General features: G+C 70.5%; 19 protein-coding genes. 8 read left to right on the top strand and 11 right to left on the bottom strand.

All coding sequences use genetic code 11. The features are described 5' to 3' along the window. Positions 1-30: 30 nt before the first annotated feature. Positions 31-1,374 carry a glutamate-cysteine ligase family protein gene (locus O7629_RS19110; protein ID WP_278170759.1) on the bottom strand — a complete coding sequence of 448 codons (1,344 nt, stop codon included), beginning with the start codon at positions 1,372-1,374 and terminating at the stop codon, positions 31-33. Between the two features lie 235 nt (positions 1,375-1,609). Between O7629_RS19110 and O7629_RS19115 the strand changes: the two genes are divergently transcribed. Then, a complete protein-coding gene (locus O7629_RS19115) occupies positions 1,610-1,858 on the top strand; it encodes a hypothetical protein (protein ID WP_278170760.1) in 249 nt (82 codons plus the stop codon). Between the two features lie 132 nt (positions 1,859-1,990). Here O7629_RS19115 and O7629_RS19120 read toward each other — a convergent pair whose 3' ends face one another. Next, positions 1,991-2,188, bottom strand: coding sequence for a hypothetical protein (locus O7629_RS19120; RefSeq protein WP_278170761.1), 198 nt, complete (start codon positions 2,186-2,188; stop codon positions 1,991-1,993). A 120-nt stretch (positions 2,189-2,308) separates the two neighbouring features. Continuing rightward, positions 2,309-3,067: an SDR family oxidoreductase gene (locus tag O7629_RS19125; RefSeq protein ID WP_278170762.1), complete on the bottom strand. Its 759-nt coding sequence runs from the start codon at positions 3,065-3,067 to the stop codon at positions 2,309-2,311. A gap of 77 nt (positions 3,068-3,144) precedes the next feature. On the opposite strand from O7629_RS19125, the gene O7629_RS19130 reads away from it, so the two are divergent. Both O7629_RS19130 and O7629_RS19135 read left to right on the top strand, forming a co-directional pair. Further along, entirely contained in the window at positions 3,145-3,594 is a 450-nt protein-coding gene (locus tag O7629_RS19130; RefSeq protein WP_278170763.1) for a MarR family transcriptional regulator, read from the top strand. An 80-nt stretch (positions 3,595-3,674) separates the two neighbouring features. Next, positions 3,675-4,733: a serine hydrolase domain-containing protein gene (locus tag O7629_RS19135; protein ID WP_278170764.1), complete on the top strand. Its 1,059-nt coding sequence runs from the start codon at positions 3,675-3,677 to the stop codon at positions 4,731-4,733. Positions 4,734-4,954: 221 nt separating this feature from the next. On the opposite strand, the gene O7629_RS19140 is transcribed toward O7629_RS19135, so the two are convergent. From O7629_RS19140 to O7629_RS19165, 6 genes are all read right to left on the bottom strand, one after another. Beyond that, a complete protein-coding gene (locus O7629_RS19140; protein WP_278170765.1) occupies positions 4,955-5,152 on the bottom strand; it encodes a DUF397 domain-containing protein in 198 nt (65 codons plus the stop codon). Beyond that, positions 5,139-5,864 carry a helix-turn-helix transcriptional regulator gene (locus O7629_RS19145; RefSeq protein ID WP_278170766.1) on the bottom strand — a complete coding sequence of 242 codons (726 nt, stop codon included), beginning with the start codon at positions 5,862-5,864 and terminating at the stop codon, positions 5,139-5,141. Before O7629_RS19145 ends, O7629_RS19140 begins: the two co-directional genes overlap by 14 nt. Positions 5,865-6,049: 185 nt before the next feature. Beyond that, entirely contained in the window at positions 6,050-6,943 is an 894-nt protein-coding gene (locus O7629_RS19150; protein ID WP_278170768.1) for a VOC family protein, read from the bottom strand. Between the two features lie 21 nt (positions 6,944-6,964). Further along, positions 6,965-7,258, bottom strand: coding sequence for a Dabb family protein (locus O7629_RS19155; protein ID WP_278170770.1), 294 nt, complete (start codon positions 7,256-7,258; stop codon positions 6,965-6,967). A gap of 26 nt (positions 7,259-7,284) precedes the next feature. Continuing rightward, entirely contained in the window at positions 7,285-7,806 is a 522-nt protein-coding gene (locus tag O7629_RS19160; protein WP_278170771.1) for an aromatic-ring-hydroxylating dioxygenase subunit beta, read from the bottom strand. Positions 7,807-7,810: 4 nt separating this feature from the next. After that, the gene (locus tag O7629_RS19165; protein WP_278170773.1) at positions 7,811-9,238 is read right to left on the bottom strand and encodes an aromatic ring-hydroxylating dioxygenase subunit alpha; all 1,428 of its coding nucleotides are present in this window, start codon (positions 9,236-9,238) and stop codon (positions 7,811-7,813) included. A 276-nt stretch (positions 9,239-9,514) separates the two neighbouring features. Here O7629_RS19165 and O7629_RS19170 point away from each other — a divergent pair, with 276 nt between their 5' ends. The 5 genes from O7629_RS19170 to O7629_RS19190 all read left to right on the top strand — a co-directional run bounded on the left by O7629_RS19170 (position 9,515) and on the right by O7629_RS19190 (position 13,709). Beyond that, entirely contained in the window at positions 9,515-10,621 is a 1,107-nt protein-coding gene (locus O7629_RS19170; RefSeq protein WP_278170775.1) for an acetamidase/formamidase family protein, read from the top strand. Between the two features lie 203 nt (positions 10,622-10,824). Further along, positions 10,825-11,019 carry a hypothetical protein gene (locus O7629_RS19175; RefSeq protein WP_278170777.1) on the top strand — a complete coding sequence of 65 codons (195 nt, stop codon included), beginning with the start codon at positions 10,825-10,827 and terminating at the stop codon, positions 11,017-11,019. Positions 11,020-11,096: 77 nt separating this feature from the next. After that, the gene (locus O7629_RS19180) at positions 11,097-12,278 is read left to right on the top strand and encodes an MFS transporter (protein ID WP_278170778.1); all 1,182 of its coding nucleotides are present in this window, start codon (positions 11,097-11,099) and stop codon (positions 12,276-12,278) included. A gap of 25 nt (positions 12,279-12,303) precedes the next feature. Beyond that, the gene (locus O7629_RS19185; protein WP_278170779.1) at positions 12,304-12,657 is read left to right on the top strand and encodes a PadR family transcriptional regulator; all 354 of its coding nucleotides are present in this window, start codon (positions 12,304-12,306) and stop codon (positions 12,655-12,657) included. After that, the gene (locus O7629_RS19190) at positions 12,654-13,709 is read left to right on the top strand and encodes a hypothetical protein (protein ID WP_278170780.1); all 1,056 of its coding nucleotides are present in this window, start codon (positions 12,654-12,656) and stop codon (positions 13,707-13,709) included. Before O7629_RS19185 ends, O7629_RS19190 begins: the two co-directional genes overlap by 4 nt. Here the strand turns inward: O7629_RS19190 and O7629_RS19195 are convergent. Together O7629_RS19195 and O7629_RS19200 are read right to left on the bottom strand one after the other, a co-directional pair. Continuing rightward, the gene (locus O7629_RS19195) at positions 13,706-14,635 is read right to left on the bottom strand and encodes a ribokinase (RefSeq protein ID WP_278170781.1); all 930 of its coding nucleotides are present in this window, start codon (positions 14,633-14,635) and stop codon (positions 13,706-13,708) included. The two genes, O7629_RS19190 and O7629_RS19195, sit on opposite strands and share 4 nt — an antisense overlap. A 4-nt stretch (positions 14,636-14,639) precedes the next feature. Continuing rightward, positions 14,640-15,020 (bottom strand): cupin domain-containing protein, encoded by a 381-nt coding sequence (locus O7629_RS19200; RefSeq protein WP_278170783.1) that lies wholly within the window; start codon positions 15,018-15,020, stop codon positions 14,640-14,642. Between the last annotated feature and the right edge of the window lie 16 nt (positions 15,021-15,036).

Genomic DNA, 15,036 nt, shown 5'->3' on the forward strand with positions numbered 1-15,036 from the left:
TCTGACGGGTCGGGTCGTAGGCTGTCTCGGTCACCTGGTTCCTCCCCAGGGGTGGGTTCGCTGGTGCAGCCGTCGGCGCAGGGCGCGTACCACGGTGCTGGTCGTCTCGTCGGGCAGGCCGGTGTCGGTCAGGCGTTCGCAGGCCAGCTCGGCCAGCGAGTGAGCGGCCGACGCGACAACCGGATCGGCAAGCCCGTCGCGGGCGGCGGGCAGCCAGCGGTCGGCCGCGTCCATCACCGTCGACGTCGCGGTACGCAGCGTCTCGTCGCGGGCGAACAGCGCGGCCAGCACCGCCGCCGGGACGATCCACTCGCCGTCCGGCTGCGCGTCGAGGTAGCGCAGCTCCAGGTAGCCACGGGGGCGGACCGGCGGGAACATGGTGCTCAGATGCAGGTCGAGGTCGGCGTAGGTCGGCGGTCGGGGCGTGCCGGTGAGGATCCATTCGCCGAAGGTCGCCGGCCCCGGCAGCCGCCAGCCGGTGGGCTCGTCGATGAACAGCGGTGGCGTGTCCAGCACCCGCCGGGTCCAGTCGGCGACCGGATCGGACGGCCGCATGTTGGCGGTCGGATCGGCCGGTGCGGCGGTGCGGACCGGGTCGAGGGTCAGCCAGGTCGCCATCCGGCTCGACACCCAGCCGGTGCGCCGGCCGGCCCGCGACGGCGAGTTGGCGAACAGGGCGAGCAGCGGCGGACCGAGCAGGTGCGCGGCCGACCAACGGAGGGAGAGCTGCCGTTCGCTGCCGGTGTCCAGGCAGACCTGCAGGCCAGCGGTGCCGCACATCATGTCGGCACCGGCCTGACCCTGCCGGGCGAAAGCCGCCGCCATCGCCGTGTAGCGGCGGTTGCGCAGGATCTGCCGGGGCGGCCGGTACGGATCGCATCCGGTCCGGCCGAGCAGCAGGCCGGCCCGGTCGAGTCGGCGGGTCAGCGCGACGACGTCGGCCGACGCGGCCCGGTGCAATGTGGTGAGGGATTCCGTCGGCGGGGTGGAGATCTCCACCTGCCCGCCGGGTTCGACCGTTACCAGTCCGCCCTGTGGAAGCGGGTCGTGCGGGCTGGTGGGGCGTAGTGTCCGCGGGGCGTGGTCACCGAGGGCAGTCGCGAGGTCGGCGGGGTCGAGCGGTCTGGCGGGGTGGTCTCGGTAGTGAACGGTCCATTCGAGTTCGACGCCGATCCGTCGGGGTGGGCCGGTCTTGAAGCAGATCCGGGTGATGTAGCCGGCGGCGGCGGTCGGATCGACGATGGCGGTACCGGCCGGGGCGTCGGCCACGATGCTCGGACCGGTGGACGTCGCAGACTCGGCGGCCACCGGCAGCACGTCGGGCGGATGGGCGGATGGTGGATGGGGAGCTGGTGGATGGGGAGCTTTGGTCATCGCGTCTCCTCCAGTGAACGATCGATCGCGGGTAGCGATCGATCTTCGCTACCGTATCGTCACCGTCCGACATTTGCCGAGACACCGGCGGGGCGCGGGGCGGGCGGCAGGAGACGTTCCCCTTCCGCAACCCGGCGGTCACCTGCGGATTCGCGTCACCCGGGGTGTGATCGCCGCCGGACGGGGTACCGGGACGGGTACCGGCAGGGTCGGTGCCGACCGGAGGGGAGCCAACGTGACCGACGGGGCAAGGATCGACGATGACCAGGTGGTGATGCGGGCGGCCCGGGCCGCGCACGCCCACGCCGACGCGACCACCCAGACCGCCCGGTTTATTGACCGGGTCGGCGCGGCCCCCGACCCGGCGGTGATCGCCGAGTACGCGGCGCTGCTGGCCCGGGAGGAGTCGACCCGCGACGAGCGGGCCGACGCGCTCCGCGACGCCGGGCTGGACGTGCCGAGCCTGGACACCGACGCGGCGTGACGCCAGCCCGGTCAGCGCTGCCGCACGTTGGTCGAGCACGCGGCTGTGAAAATTCAGCGACGGTACGCGTCCCGGCGATGATCTACGTCGAGGACATGTACCTCGCGGTGCTTGTCGTCGGGGTCCCTCTCCTCATTTGGCCTGTTCACGAGCCCGCCGAGGCGCCATGAGCAGTGCCATCTCCTCGGCGCTGGTGCTCTCGCCCCTGGCGAGAGCGTCGTCTGCCTCCGCTATCCGCGCCATCGCGGTCGGGTCGCAGAGCGGTTCGATGGTGGCCTCCAGCGATTCGAGATCCTCGGCAGAGATCAGCACCAGCGGCAACACCGTCATAGGCAACAATTCTGGCCTATGACACCGCCGGTATCCACGGTTGGTCAGATCGGGCAGGCGGAGACGAGGGCAACGCATCCCCCTGGCTCCGCGAAGGCTCCTGGGATCCGTACGGGTGGGTCAGCGCACAAGTTCGCGGCCGCCCGCCAGGGACAGGATCTGCCCGTTGATGTGGCTGTTGGCCGCCGAGGCCAGGTAGGTGATCGCGCTGGCCACGTCGTCGGGGGTGCAGATGCGGCTGGTCGGGGTCTTCTCCGACTCGGCCGCGACGGCCTTCGGGCCCAGAAAGGGGGCGTTCAAGGCCTTTTCGGTGAGAGTGAATCCGGGACGGACGACATTGGTCAGGATGCCGTGCCGGGCTTCCCGGACGGCGAGCACTCGCGCGGCGGTCTCGAGCGCTCCCTTAGCCGTGGCGTAGGCGACCGGCCCGGCCATCGGTTGCTCGACGATGTCGGTCGACACGGCGACGACGCGCCCCCAGCCGGCGGCGCGCATGGCGGGTAGGACCGCGTCGATCAGCGCCACGGGGCCGACCGTGTTGACGGCCAATGACGTGGTGAGGCCGCCGATTTCATCGGCGTCGAAAGCGGGCCACTGTACGGCGTTGGCGATCAGCACGGATATCGGCCCGAGACGCGTGGTGACCTCCTCGACGACGCTCTGCACGGTGGCGAGGTCGCCGTGGTCCAGGCGTACGGCGCAGGCGTCGCCGCCTGCCTGCGCGATGGCGTCGACGACCTCCATCGCGGCGGCGCGGTTGGTACGCCAGGAGACCGCGACGGAGGCGCCTTCGGCGGCCAGATGCCGGGCGGCGGCTCTGCCGATGGCACCGGAAGCGCCGGTGACCAGGGCGACCTTGTTCAACAGACCGGTTTCCATCAGAACTCCATAGCCGACTATAGGTTAGCCGACTATGAATCAGAATCGAACCGTTCGTCAACTCGTACACTCTCCGGGTGGAACTCTCGGACGTCCTGGCGACCAACAAAGCCCTGGTCAAGGTGGCCAAGCTGTACCGGAGCGCGCAGGCTGACGTACTGGCCGGGCTCGCGCTGCACCCGGGGCAGGACGTCCTACTGTGGATTCTCGGGCAGGAGCCCGACGGCCTGACGGTCTCCGAGGTCGCCGCCCGGCTCGGCGTGGAGCAGCCGACGGTGACCCGCAGCCTCAGTCGTCTCGAACACGGCGGCTGGTTCGTCCGGGAATCCGTACCGGGCGACCGGCGCCTCACCCGGATCGTGCTGACCGACAAGGGCCGGGCCGGCGTTTCGCAGATCGAAGCGGCCTGGCGCACCCTCGCCGAAACCGCGACCGCCGGAATGGCGAACGATCAGCGAGCGACGCTGGTCGAGCTGCTCGAAAAGGTACGCGGGAACCTGCTCACCCTCACCACCGAAACCAGCTGAGCAGACCGCCGTGCGTCGTGGCGCCTGCCCGCCGGCAAATCGGTGGCGGCACGGTTCTGCCGGCTGCGATGCTCACCACCGTGCCCGACCTCGCGCTGTTTTCCGCCGCACTGGGCGAACGCGCCGCGCAAGACGCGTTCACCGGCTCGGTCCTGGTCACCGTGGGAGACCAGCGACTGCTGGTCGGCGCGTACGGCTACGCCAACCGGGCCTGCCGCACACCGTGCACCCTGGACACCAGGTTCGACACCGCGTCGGTCACGAAGCTGTTCACCGCCGTCGCCGTACTCCAGCAGATCGAGCGCGGCGCGTTCGCGCTGGAGACCTCGGCGGTCGAGTACCTCGGGCTGACCGGTACCACGATCTCGCCGGACGTCACCCCGTACCATCTGCTCACCCACACGTCCGGGATCGCCGACGACGCCGACGAGTCGGACGGTGAACGGTACGAGGACCTGTTCGTCGACGAGCCGACGTACGCATTCACCGAGACCGCCCACCACCTGCCGCACTTCGTCACCAAACCGCCGAGGTTCGCGCCGGGCGAGGGCTGCCGGTACTGCAACGTCGGGTACATCCTGCTCGGTCTCATGGTCGAGCGGGCCACCGGCGGCTCCTACCGCGAGTACGTGCGCGCCAACGTCTTCGAGCCCGCCGGCATGAGCCGGTCGGCGTTCCTGCGCATGGACGTCGTCGCACCGGATGTCGCCGAAGGCGTGGAGGCGATTCGCGACGCCGACGGCACGATCACCGGCTGGCGGCGCAACATCTTCTCGTACCCGCCGGTCGGCGACCCGGCCGGCGGTGCGTACACGACGGTCGGCGACCTGACCGCGTTCCACCGGGCGCTCGTCGAGGGCCGGCTGCTGGGACCGGAGTCGACCGCCGCGATGCTCGTCCCGTACTCGCAGGCGGAGGGCAACCGGCGCAACGGGTACGGGCTGGAGTTCAGGGCCGACGCCGACGGCCGGGTCCGCTACTACGGAAAGGTGGGCGTGAACTTCGGCGTCAGCGCGCTACTGCGGCACTACCCCGGCCACGGCGCGGGCGACGGCATCACGCTGGCCATGCTCGGCGTCGGCGAGGACACCATCTGGCCGTTGGTCCGGCTGTTCGACGAATCGATGCCGCACCCCTGAGCTGAGCTGGACATCGGGGGACCCAAGTCCGAACGCCAGGACGGTGACACAGCATCGAGGTGAGGCTCACATACCTCATCTCGCGAACTTGACGTGCGCCAGCCTCACCTCGACGTCGAACCGGCCTCACAGGACCTGTCAAGGACTCCACCAAGCATCGAAGGAACCCCGGCCGCCTCGTACAGGTGGCCGGGGTTCCGGGGAGCGTTACTGGAAGCGGGTCAGGCGGCGGTGGTGTCCTTGGTCGACGCGACGAACGCCGACCAGGCGGCCGGGCCGAAGGTCAACGTACCGCCGGCACGGTCCTTGGTGTCGCGCACCAGGACCCGACCGGGAAGGTTGTCGGCCACCTCGACGCAGCTGTCGCCGCCGTTGGCCGATCGGCTGGACTTCCGCCAGCGCGGTTCACTTGCGCTCATCGATCATCCTCAGCATCAGATCCCGGGACTGCACCACCGGCAGCGCGACTCCGTCCACGGATTCCCAGGCTAGTTCCAGCTCGGCCACATCGCCCTGGCTGGACACCACGGTGCCCTTCAACTGGTTGTCGAGGTAGCCACAGCGCCGGCCGTCCGGCAGGTTGGCCAGCACGAACGCGCCGCTGAGGCCGAGGTGCAGCCCGGCGTCGTCCGGCAGCACCCGGATTTTGACCGCCGGCCGGTGGCCGAGGTCCACCAGATGGCCCAGTTGCTCCGTCATCACCTCGCGGGGGCCTCGGCTGAGGGCGAACTCATTGATGATCGCCGAGATCACCACCGGGTTGTCCCGGCCGAGCGTCGCGGCCTGTCGCTCCAGCCGGGTGTGCACCAGTTCGTCGACGCGCCCGTCGTTCATCGTGGAGGTCGCCAACACCGCCCGCATGTAGCTGTCGGACTGGAGCAGACCGGGGATGAGCAGCGGCTCGTAGGTGCGCAACAGCAGCGCCCGGCGCTCGTGCTCGACCCACGGACGCATCCACGGGTACCGGTCCTCCCGCGCCTCCGCCGACAACTTGGCGAACTTGTCATCGGTGCCGAACACCCGGTCCAGGTTGGTGGCGGTGTCGGCCTGCGGGATGTGCCGCCCCGACTCGAATCCCGCGATGAGCGACTTGGACACCCGCAGCGCTGCGCCAAGCTGGCCCTGATTCATCCCACCGGGGGCCATCTTTCACTGATCCGGACAGATAGTCCAGGATGGAACAGAAACTTGTGCAGATTCCGCAGCTGCGCAGAAATTCCAGCCGCCGAATTGATCAACAAGCAGATGCCGTCGAACCACGAGAAAACGACCCCCGGGGAGAATTCCCGAGGGTCGTTCACCTTTTCGTACGATGATCAGAAACGACCCCAGTCGTCGGCGGCCGGGCGCCACACGTCGATGTTGCGTGGGTCGACGGCCATCCGCCGGGCCCGGTGCGTCGCGTGCTCCTCCGGGGTGAACACCCGGTGCCGGTCGCACAGCTCGTAACGCGGGCCGTGCTTCGGGTCGTGCATGTAGAACGCGATCGACGTCGACGCCGAATGGTTGACCAGGTCGGAGGCGATCGGCACCTTCTTGTACTGGGCCCGCGCCCGGCCGCGCATCACGTGGTCGAAGCTCTTCATCTTGAAGCACAGGTGCGCGGCGTAGAACTCTTTGTTGCGCTGCAACGCCAGGCTGTGGTGGTAGCGGTCCTCGCAGCGCAGGAAGACGGTCACGTCGCCGACGTAGTCGCTGGGCAGGAAGCCCAGCACCTTGGTGTAGAAGTCGAGTGACTCCTCGTACTTGTCGGTGGCCAGGAACGGGTGCACCAGGTCCACCGGACGCAGCTCGATCAGCGGCGGTTCGGCGTACTCGACGAACTCGGTGAACAGTTCGACGATCAGCCCGTTGGGGTCCCGTACCGCGAATCCGCGCTGACACAGGCCCTTCATCCGCTCGTGCAGCTCCAGCACCTCGTGGCCGGCGGCGACGACCCGCTCCCGCAGGTCGTCGAGGACCTCGTCGGACTCGACGCTGAACCCGATCGCCGTGGTCCAGCTCTCGGTGCGGTGCGGGGCGGCGATCAGCTCGATGCTGTGGTGCTCGATGTCGGCGCGCAGGAATGCGTACTCGTCGTCGTGCTGCTCCAACTGCAGCCCGACGTGGTACTGCAGGAACTCGATGGAGGCGGCCAGATCCGGCACCTCGATCCGGGCGTACTCCATGCCGTAGGGCCCGCGACGGCGGGTGGCGGCCTCGGTGGACATCTGCGACCCCTTCATGGTGAATTACGCGTCCCCGGCGGTGGGGAGGCTGACGATGACCTGGCGTTCGACGACCGGGCGCCAGCGTTCCCGGACGAACCGCTCGTGCGACTCGCTGTGCAGGTAGTCGAGCAGGTCCTGCTCGGTGGCGAACTCCACGACGAAGCCGTGCGTCATGGTGGTGTCCCGGGTGCTGACGTTGACCCCGCTGCGCCAGTTGCGCATCGCCGGGTACTTGGTCGGAAAGGTGTCCAGCTCGGCGAGGACCGACTCGGCGACCCCGTCCGGCAGGTCGTCGCGGAACTTGAATGCCAACATGTGGGTGATCACGACGGCGGCCCCCGCTACAGGATGAAGCTGAGCCGGGCGCCGGGGTCCATCGACTCCATCACCGGGATGGAGCGGCGGACCCGGAAGCGCAGCCCGTCGTCGTCGACCTTGAGCACATGCTCGTAGCGGCCCACGTAGGTGTAGGCGCCGCCGTCGCGGTAGCGGTGGATGAGGAAGTTGGCGCTGATCCACACAGTCTCCGCGCCGGCCTCCAGCAGGATCACGTTGGAGACCATCCGGTGGGTACGCGAGTGCGGGTTCTCGGCATGCGCCTTGCGGCTCTTGAGCCGCTTCACCCGGGCCCGGATCAGGTCGTAGTCGTCGCAGACGAAGAATCCGGCGGTGGTGGCGTCCCAGCCGGCCCAGTCGGTGGTCGGCACCTCCATCCGGCCGTCCGGCTCGAACATGGTGAACCACTCGTCGAGGCGCCACTCGTCGAGCAGCTGCGCCTCCCGGTAGAGGAAGTCCTCCACGTCGGCCCGGGTCACCTCACGGGCCCCCACGTTGAGCACTGCTCCGCTGGTCGTCGAGGACATCGGGTCACTCCTTCCCGCTGGTAGGGGCGGCGGCGGATCCGTTGGTGGCTGCGGAGCCGCTGGTGAAGACGGTGGACGGGCCGGGTGCGCCGGGGTCGGCCGGCGGGTCACCGGCGACAGCGGTGGTCGCCCCGACCCGGTCGGCCCAGTGCCGCCAGAAGCTGCGCATCGCACCCTCGTCGATGGAGCGGCCCTGGTTGCCCTGCTTCTCGTTGGCCATGCCGCGCGACATGTCGGACCAGTCGTGGGCCGGGTCGGCCGAGTCGGCGGTGGCGACGATGCCGCGCTGCACCGCCTCGTACGCCTCGATGTCGTCCGGGGTGGCCAGGCCGCCGGGGCCGACGAAGCTGACCATGGTCTTGATCCGCAGCGCGCGCACCGACTCCGGCTCACCGGTCTCGACGAACTGCCAGGCCCGCACGTCGGTACGGTCCGGGGCGACCGGTTCAAGCTGGCGGATGGTCAGCGCTTCGAGGTCGAACAGCAGCAGATTGGGGAAGACGAAGAGGATCCGGCTGGCGTCGGCGATCTCGGCGGCGAGCTCCGGCCCGAGTCGGGCAATCATCTCGTTGCGCTTGGCGACGGTACGGGCCTTCTCCTCGTCGCCGAAGCGCGGCTCCCAGACCATGCCGATCCGGCCGTTGTGGCCGGTGAGCACCAGCAGCCCGTGGCCGCCGCCGAGGTCGTAGGCGTACTGGTCGTCGTCGGTGACCGCGAAGCCGGTCTCCCGCAGGTAGCCGACGAAGGTGTTGTGGGTCGGCGCGAAGTGGTAGCCGTCCATGGCGTTCTCGACGGCGAGTTTCCAGTTGCCCTTGACGCTGTAGAGCTGTACGCCGGGCAGGGTCTGCATGCCGTGCGCGCCGATCTTGGCGGTCAGCGACATGTAGTGCGCGGCCGGGCCGAGGTGGGTGAGCAGATCAGGCACGTCGGGGTCGAACGCGATGAAGACGAATCCCTCGTGGATCTGCAGCCGGGGCACCTGGCGCAGTCGCATCGACTCGCGGAAGCCGGGGTCGTCGGGGTAGCTCTCGTCGCCGGGCAGCGCGGCCAGGTCACCGGAGTTGCTGAACGCCCAGGCGTGGTAGAAGCACTGGAAGAACTTGGTGTTGCCCTCGTTGTGCCGGCACAGGATGGTGCCGCGGTGGGTGCAGGCGTTGAGGAAGACCTTGACCTCGCCGGCGGAGTCGCGGCAGAAGATCAGCGGACGGCCGCCGAGGGTACGGGTCTTGAAGTCGCCGGCGTTGGGGATCTCGGTCTCGTGGCCGAGGTACAGCCAGGTGTGGCCCCAGATCTTGGCGATCTCGTCGCGGAACACACCCGGGTCGCGGTACGCCGAGCGGTGCACCCGGAAGCGCATCGCCTCCCAGTCCTCGTCGATCAGCGCGCCACCGTCGGCTCCGCCGAGCGGTCGCACCGGCGTCTGCTGCGTCATCACCCCACCGCCCTCTTTCGTCCCGTCCGCCCGCCTCGGCGGCGCTACGTCATGCGAGACAGTGTCTCGCACTCCGATGCTGCTATCAGAGCCCTCCACCTGTCAAGAGCAGGGCATTTTCCGTGATCGGGTTACTCACTGTTAACAGGACAGCAACACGTTCCTGCGGGTTCGCCGGAAACGATCCGGTCATCCACCCGTCACCCCGGCCCGCCAGCGGCACGCACCGCCGCGCGCCCTGCGCCCGCCGGCCGGGTACCCCTTCCGGAGGAACCGATGCTCCAGCCGCACCAGGGACCGATCGCCGGCGCCCACTACCTGCCGACCACGCCCGAGACCTGCCTGTGGGGCCGGCTGCCCAACCGCAGCCACGCCCCGGTGCTGCGGGTCCGCTCCGGTGAGACCGTGACCATCGACACCCTCAGCCACGAAGGCATCCTCGAAGACCAGGGCCGCGACCCGGTCGGCTACCTCAAGCAGTACGACGTACCCGCCGACGGCGTCCTGACCGACGCCCGCGACCTGGCCGCCTCCGACGTCGCCCACGACTACGACGACGACGGCCCGCACGTGGTCACCGGCCCGATCACCGTCGACGGCGCGCAGCCCGGCGACCTGCTCCGGGTCGACGTGCTCGACCTGACGATCCGGGCCCCGTACGGCTTCGTCAGCAGCCGGCACGGCTACGGCGCGCTGCCCGGTGAGTTCCCGCTCACCCCGGTCGACACCGGGCCGGACAGCGACCCCCGCGAGTACGGCAGCGTCTGCCACTTCACCGAGGTCGCCTCCAGCGGCGGCCGGCTGTACGGCGTACTGCCGTTCGGTGCCGGCCGGGCCGCCCGGTTCCCGCTCGCGCCGTTCCTCGGCCTGATGGGCGTCGCCGTCGACACCGACGAGATGGTGCACTCGGTGCCGCCCGGCGGGCACGGCGGCAACCTGGACATCAACGAACTGCAGGTCGGCTCCAGCCTCTACCTGCCGGTGCAACTGCCCGGTGCCGGCTTCTACGCCGGTGACCCGCACTACGCCCAGGGCGACGGCGAGGTGGCGTTGACCGCCCTCGAAGCACCGCTGCGGGCCACTCTGCGGCTGAGCGTCATCCCGGCCGCGCAGGCCACCGCGCTGGTCGGTGCCGGTGAGGCCCCGCTGGCCGAAACCGCCACCCACTGGATCCCGGTAGGCCTGGACGCCGACCTCAACGAGGCGATGCGCCGGGCGGTCCGGGCCGCGGTCGACTTCCTCGCCCGCACCCAGGGCATGCCCCGCGACACCGCCCTGGCCTACCTGAGCGCCGCCGCCGACTTCGAGGTCAGCCAGGTCGTCGACGCGGTCAAGGGCGTGCACTGCATGATCCGCAAGGCCGACTTCCCGCCCCAGTTCTGACCATACCTGCGCGTCGCGGCACCTCGGCACTCCGCCGAGCAATCCCTTGGGCAACCGTTGTCTGGCAGGGTTACCGGATCAGTCGAGCGTCGGCACCGCGAGCGGCAGCCAGGTGGCACCGGGGCGGCTGGCGGTACGGCGTCCGCGACGACCGGATCGGCCGACAGCTCGACGACGTGCACCGGGCCGGTGGGCTGTACGTAGTGGCGTGCCCGTACGCACCGTGCCCGTCGGACACGTTCGAGTACCCACACCAGGGGTTCGACGCCGTCGAGGTCTGGGACGGACAGTGGGCATCGGACCTGCCGTGGAACGCCGACAACGAGTCGGCGCTGGCGGAGGTGCGCCACCCGGACGGGCGGTTGGCTGCCCTGAGTAACCCGGTCACGCTGGTCTGAGCTGGCCGTGGCGTACCGTCGGGCGTGATCAGTTTCCAGTTCGACCGGGGTACGGTGCCCGACGCCGAGGTCGGCGGGTGACGCGCCGGGGGCTGACCTTCCTGTTCGCGGTGGCCGCCGGTGCCGCCGTCGCCAACCTCTACTGGGCGCAACCGCTGCTCGACCTCGTCGCCGCCGACCTCGACGTCACCACCGCGACCGCCGGTCTGCTGGTCACCGCCACCCAGATCGGCTACGCCGCCGGGATCCTGTTCCTGGTGCCGCTGGGCGACATCCTCGACCGACGCCGGCTGGTACCGGTGCTGATGCTCTGCGCGGCGGGCGCTCTGGTGGCGTGTGCGCTCGCGCCGTCGTTCGGCGTACTGCTCGTGGCGATCACCGTGCTCGGGGTGGCCACGGTCTCCGGGCAGTTGCTCACCCCGCTCGCCAGCGATCTCGCCGACGACAGCCGGCGTGGCAGCGCGGTCGGTACGGTCGTCGCCGGAATTCTGACCGGCATTCTCGCCTCGCGGACCATCAGCGGGCTGGTCGCCGGCGTCGCCGGCTGGCGGGCGATCTTCCTGCTGGCGGCGGTGGCGGCGGTCGGCTTCGCCGTGGTGATGTACCGGGCGATTCCGTCGCTGGCGCCGAAGACCCGGCTGCCGTACCCGGCGCTGATCGCGTCCGTCGCCGCTGTGGTCGCCCGCGAACGCTCCGTCCGGTGGACGTTGGTGCTGTCCGCGACCGGCTTCGCCGCGTTCACCATGTTCTGGACAGCGTTGACGTTCCTGCTCAGTGGCCCGCCGTTCGACTATCCGGTGTCGGTGATCGGGCTGTTCGGCCTCGCCGGTCTGGCTGGCGCGGTCGCCGTACAGCGCAGCGGTCGGCTGCACGACCTGGGCTGGTCGCTGCCCGCCACCGGCGCGGCGTGGGTCCTGGTGCTCGCCTCGTTCGTCACGGCGATCTTCGCCGGACGCAGCGTCCTGCTGGTGATCGTCGTGGTGGTCGCGCTCGACGCGGCGTTGCAGGCGGCCGGGATCCTCAACCAGTTGCGGGTCATGGCTGTCTCACACGAGGCACGTAGTCGGCTGAACACGGCGTACGTGACGGCCAACTTCCTCGGTGGTGCCGCCGGCTCGGCTGCTGCCGCGACGCTCTGGTCGGCTGGCGGCTGGACGGCAGTGTCGCTGGCCGGGGTGGCGCTGAGCTGCTTCGCCCTGACCCTGTGGGTGGTGGGTCGGCGGCACGCGCTCGTCCCGGTCGACCGACTGGCACGATAGTCAAATCATTTGTATATTCAACCGCGTGACACGTCCGATGAGAGAGCCGACGTTCTGGATCCTGGCCGCGCTGGTCGACCAACCGCGACATGGATACGGGGTGATTCAGCAGGTCACGAAGCTCTCCGACGGAGAGACACGGCTGCTCGCCGCCACCCTCTACGCCGCGTTGGACCGGCTGGCCGCCGAGGGCCTGGTGGCCGTTGACCGGGAGGAGGCGGTCGACGGACGGCTACGCCGCTACTACCGGCTCACCGACTCCGGCGGTGCCGCGCTGGCCGCCGAGACGCAGCGGCTGAGCCGCAAGGTAGCGACCGCGAACCGGCTGCTGGACGCGCTGCGCCCACCGGCCGGTCCGGCCACGGTGACGTTCGGATGAGCCCGGCCGGCACCGCACGCCACCGGGGCTACCGCCTGCTCGCCCGCGCCTACCCGCCCGGGCCACGCCGGGCCGAACTGCTCGACACGATGCTGATGGTCGCCGAGGACACCGGCCGCCGCCGGCCTAGCGCCCGCGAGGTCGTCAACGTGCTGCGCCACGCACCACGGGCCAGGCTGGGGCGACCGGGCAACCGCCTCGTGGTGCCGATCGCCGCCCTCGTCGCGATCCTCAGCGGCTTCGTGGCCGCGTCGCTGACCGCCCGGGCCTTCGGCGAAACCGACCGGCCGCTGCCCAGCACGGCGGAGATGACCGCCATCGCCGAACTGGTCACCCCCGACGTCGAGGAACCACCGCTGCAACGGCACGACCGGGTCTTCGTCAATGGCAACGGCGAGGCGCAGTTCGGTCAGGTCCGGTACCAGGTCGACCATGTCACCCCGGTACCTGACCTGCGCGCGTACGACGCCGAGGTAGCCGAGCGGCTGACCGCCGACGGTTGGCGGCTCGGCCCGCTCGCCTACTCGGGACACGCCGATCGGCGTACGGCCGAGGTCCTGACCGCGACCAAGGACGGCTGGTTGCTGACCTTCGCCAACACCTACCAGGCGCTGGAGCCGGAAGGCGGTGGTTGGTTCGAGGTCTCGGTACGCCGGATCGAGCCCGCCGGGATGCCGGTCGGATTCGCCGTCGGCGGGCTGCTCGGCATGGTCCTCGGGTGGCTCCTCACCGGTTGGGCGAGTCGCCGTACCGAGCAGCACCCGCAGGCCAGCGGCGTCCTCGCGCTGCTGGCCTTCATCGCCGCCGGCACCTCCGCCCCGATGATCAGCTCTGTCGTACAGGACTATCTGACCATCGTCGACCAGGGGTTCACCCTGCACGAGGGACCGATCTGGTCGTGGACGGTCCCCGGCGACGAAGGACTGCTGCTCCTCGCCCCGACGATCCTCGTCACCGTCGTCGCGGCGGCCATCGTCGCGCTGTGTCGTCCGCCCCACGGCAATCACCGGCGCCGGCCGGCTACCGACGACCGACCAGGGCTGGCCACCTAGCCGACGGCGAGCACCTCGGCCCGGCGTGGGGCACTGGCCATCGCGCCGGGCCGGGTCACCGTCACCGCCGCCGCCCGGCTCGCCCAGCGCGCCGCGTCGTCGATCGCCGCGCCGTCGAGCAGCGCGTCGGCCAGCGCCGCGCAGAACGTGTCCCCGGCACCGGTGGCGTCCGCCGCGACGACCGGCTCGGCCGGCACCAGATGCTCCCGGTCGGCGGTCACCACCAGGGCACCGTCGGCGCCGAGGGTGACCACCACCGGTCCCCGGGTGCCCAGCGACCGGGCCATCGCTGCGAGCGAGTCGACGCCCTCCGACGGCCCGGTACCGGCAGGCCCGGCACCGGCCGGCACGGCCGCGCCGGCCAGCGCGGCGAGTTCCCCCCGGTTGGGCACCAGCACGTCGACCCGGGCCAGCGTCGCCGCGTCGATCGGCCGGGCCGGCGCCGGGTTGACCACCACCAGACCCCGGGCGGCGGCCACCACCGCGGCCACCACCGCCGCGTCGATCTCCTGCTGCAGCAGTACGGCCGCAGCGTCACCGATCAGGTCTGCGTACGGCCGTAGGTGCTCCGGGGCGAGCCACATGTTGGCCCCGGAGCTGACCGCGATGGTGCTGTCGCCGTCGGCGGTGACCAGCACGATCGCCTGCCCGGTGGGGCGGGGCGCGCGCAGCACCGCCGAGGTGTCGACGCCTTCGGCGGCCAGCAGCCCGGTCAGCCACTGGCCTTCGGCGTCGTCGCCGACCGCGCCGACCATCGCCACCGAACGGCCCAGCCGGGCGGCGGCCACCGCCTGGTTGGCGCCCTTGCCGCCGCCGGCCCGGGAATGGTCGGCCGCGCTGAGCACCGTCTGCCCGGCGGCGGGCAGCTCGTCGAGGGGCACCACCACGTCGACGTTGAGGCTGCCCACCACCACGATGTCAGTCATCGGCTCACCCCTGAGCGGCGGCGGGACGCCAGGCGTGCGCGAGGAAGTCGGCGCGCGGCGGGGCGAATACGTCCAGGTTGATGCACGGGCCCTCGGTCGGCTCGATGTAGTGCTCGGCGCCGCGCGGAATCAGCAGCATCGACCCCGGACCCATGTCGTGCGGTACGCCGTCGACGTAGTAGTTGCACCGCCCGCCGAGGATCATCACCAGCTGGTCGAAGTCGTCGTGGGTGTGCGGGTTGAGCGCCATGCCGACGGCGAGTTCGTGCCAGGCGAGGACCACCTCGTCGGTGGCGTACACCTTGCGTCGCACGCCGGGGCGCACGTCGGTGGCGGGAATGTCGTCCCAGTTGACCGAGGTGCGGTAGAGCTGCGGGTTCAGCACGTCCGGGCTCCCTTCG

This window comes from Solwaraspora sp. WMMD792 (assembly GCF_029626105.1).
GTDB lineage: Bacteria > Actinomycetota > Actinomycetes > Mycobacteriales > Micromonosporaceae > Micromonospora_E.

Excerpts from the sequence above, each read along its gene's own strand:
- O7629_RS19110 (WP_278170759.1), bottom strand. The coding sequence starts at position 1,374 with ATGACCAAAGCTCCCCATCCACCAGCTCCCCATCCACCATCCGCCCAT.
- O7629_RS19120 (WP_278170761.1), bottom strand. The coding sequence starts at position 2,188 with ATGACGGTGTTGCCGCTGGTGCTGATCTCTGCCGAGGATCTCGAATCG.
- O7629_RS19125 (WP_278170762.1), bottom strand. The coding sequence starts at position 3,067 with ATGGAAACCGGTCTGTTGAACAAGGTCGCCCTGGTCACCGGCGCTTCC.
- O7629_RS19140 (WP_278170765.1), bottom strand. The coding sequence starts at position 5,152 with ATGAGCGCAAGTGAACCGCGCTGGCGGAAGTCCAGCCGATCGGCCAAC.
- O7629_RS19145 (WP_278170766.1), bottom strand. The coding sequence starts at position 5,864 with ATGAATCAGGGCCAGCTTGGCGCAGCGCTGCGGGTGTCCAAGTCGCTC.
- O7629_RS19150 (WP_278170768.1), bottom strand. The coding sequence starts at position 6,943 with ATGTCCACCGAGGCCGCCACCCGCCGTCGCGGGCCCTACGGCATGGAG.
- O7629_RS19155 (WP_278170770.1), bottom strand. The coding sequence starts at position 7,258 with ATGTTGGCATTCAAGTTCCGCGACGACCTGCCGGACGGGGTCGCCGAG.
- O7629_RS19160 (WP_278170771.1), bottom strand. The coding sequence starts at position 7,806 with ATGTCCTCGACGACCAGCGGAGCAGTGCTCAACGTGGGGGCCCGTGAG.
- O7629_RS19165 (WP_278170773.1), bottom strand. The coding sequence starts at position 9,238 with ATGACGCAGCAGACGCCGGTGCGACCGCTCGGCGGAGCCGACGGTGGC.
- O7629_RS19170 (WP_278170775.1), top strand. The coding sequence starts at position 9,515 with ATGCTCCAGCCGCACCAGGGACCGATCGCCGGCGCCCACTACCTGCCG.
- O7629_RS19190 (WP_278170780.1), top strand. The coding sequence starts at position 12,654 with ATGAGCCCGGCCGGCACCGCACGCCACCGGGGCTACCGCCTGCTCGCC.
- O7629_RS19195 (WP_278170781.1), bottom strand. The coding sequence starts at position 14,635 with ATGACTGACATCGTGGTGGTGGGCAGCCTCAACGTCGACGTGGTGGTG.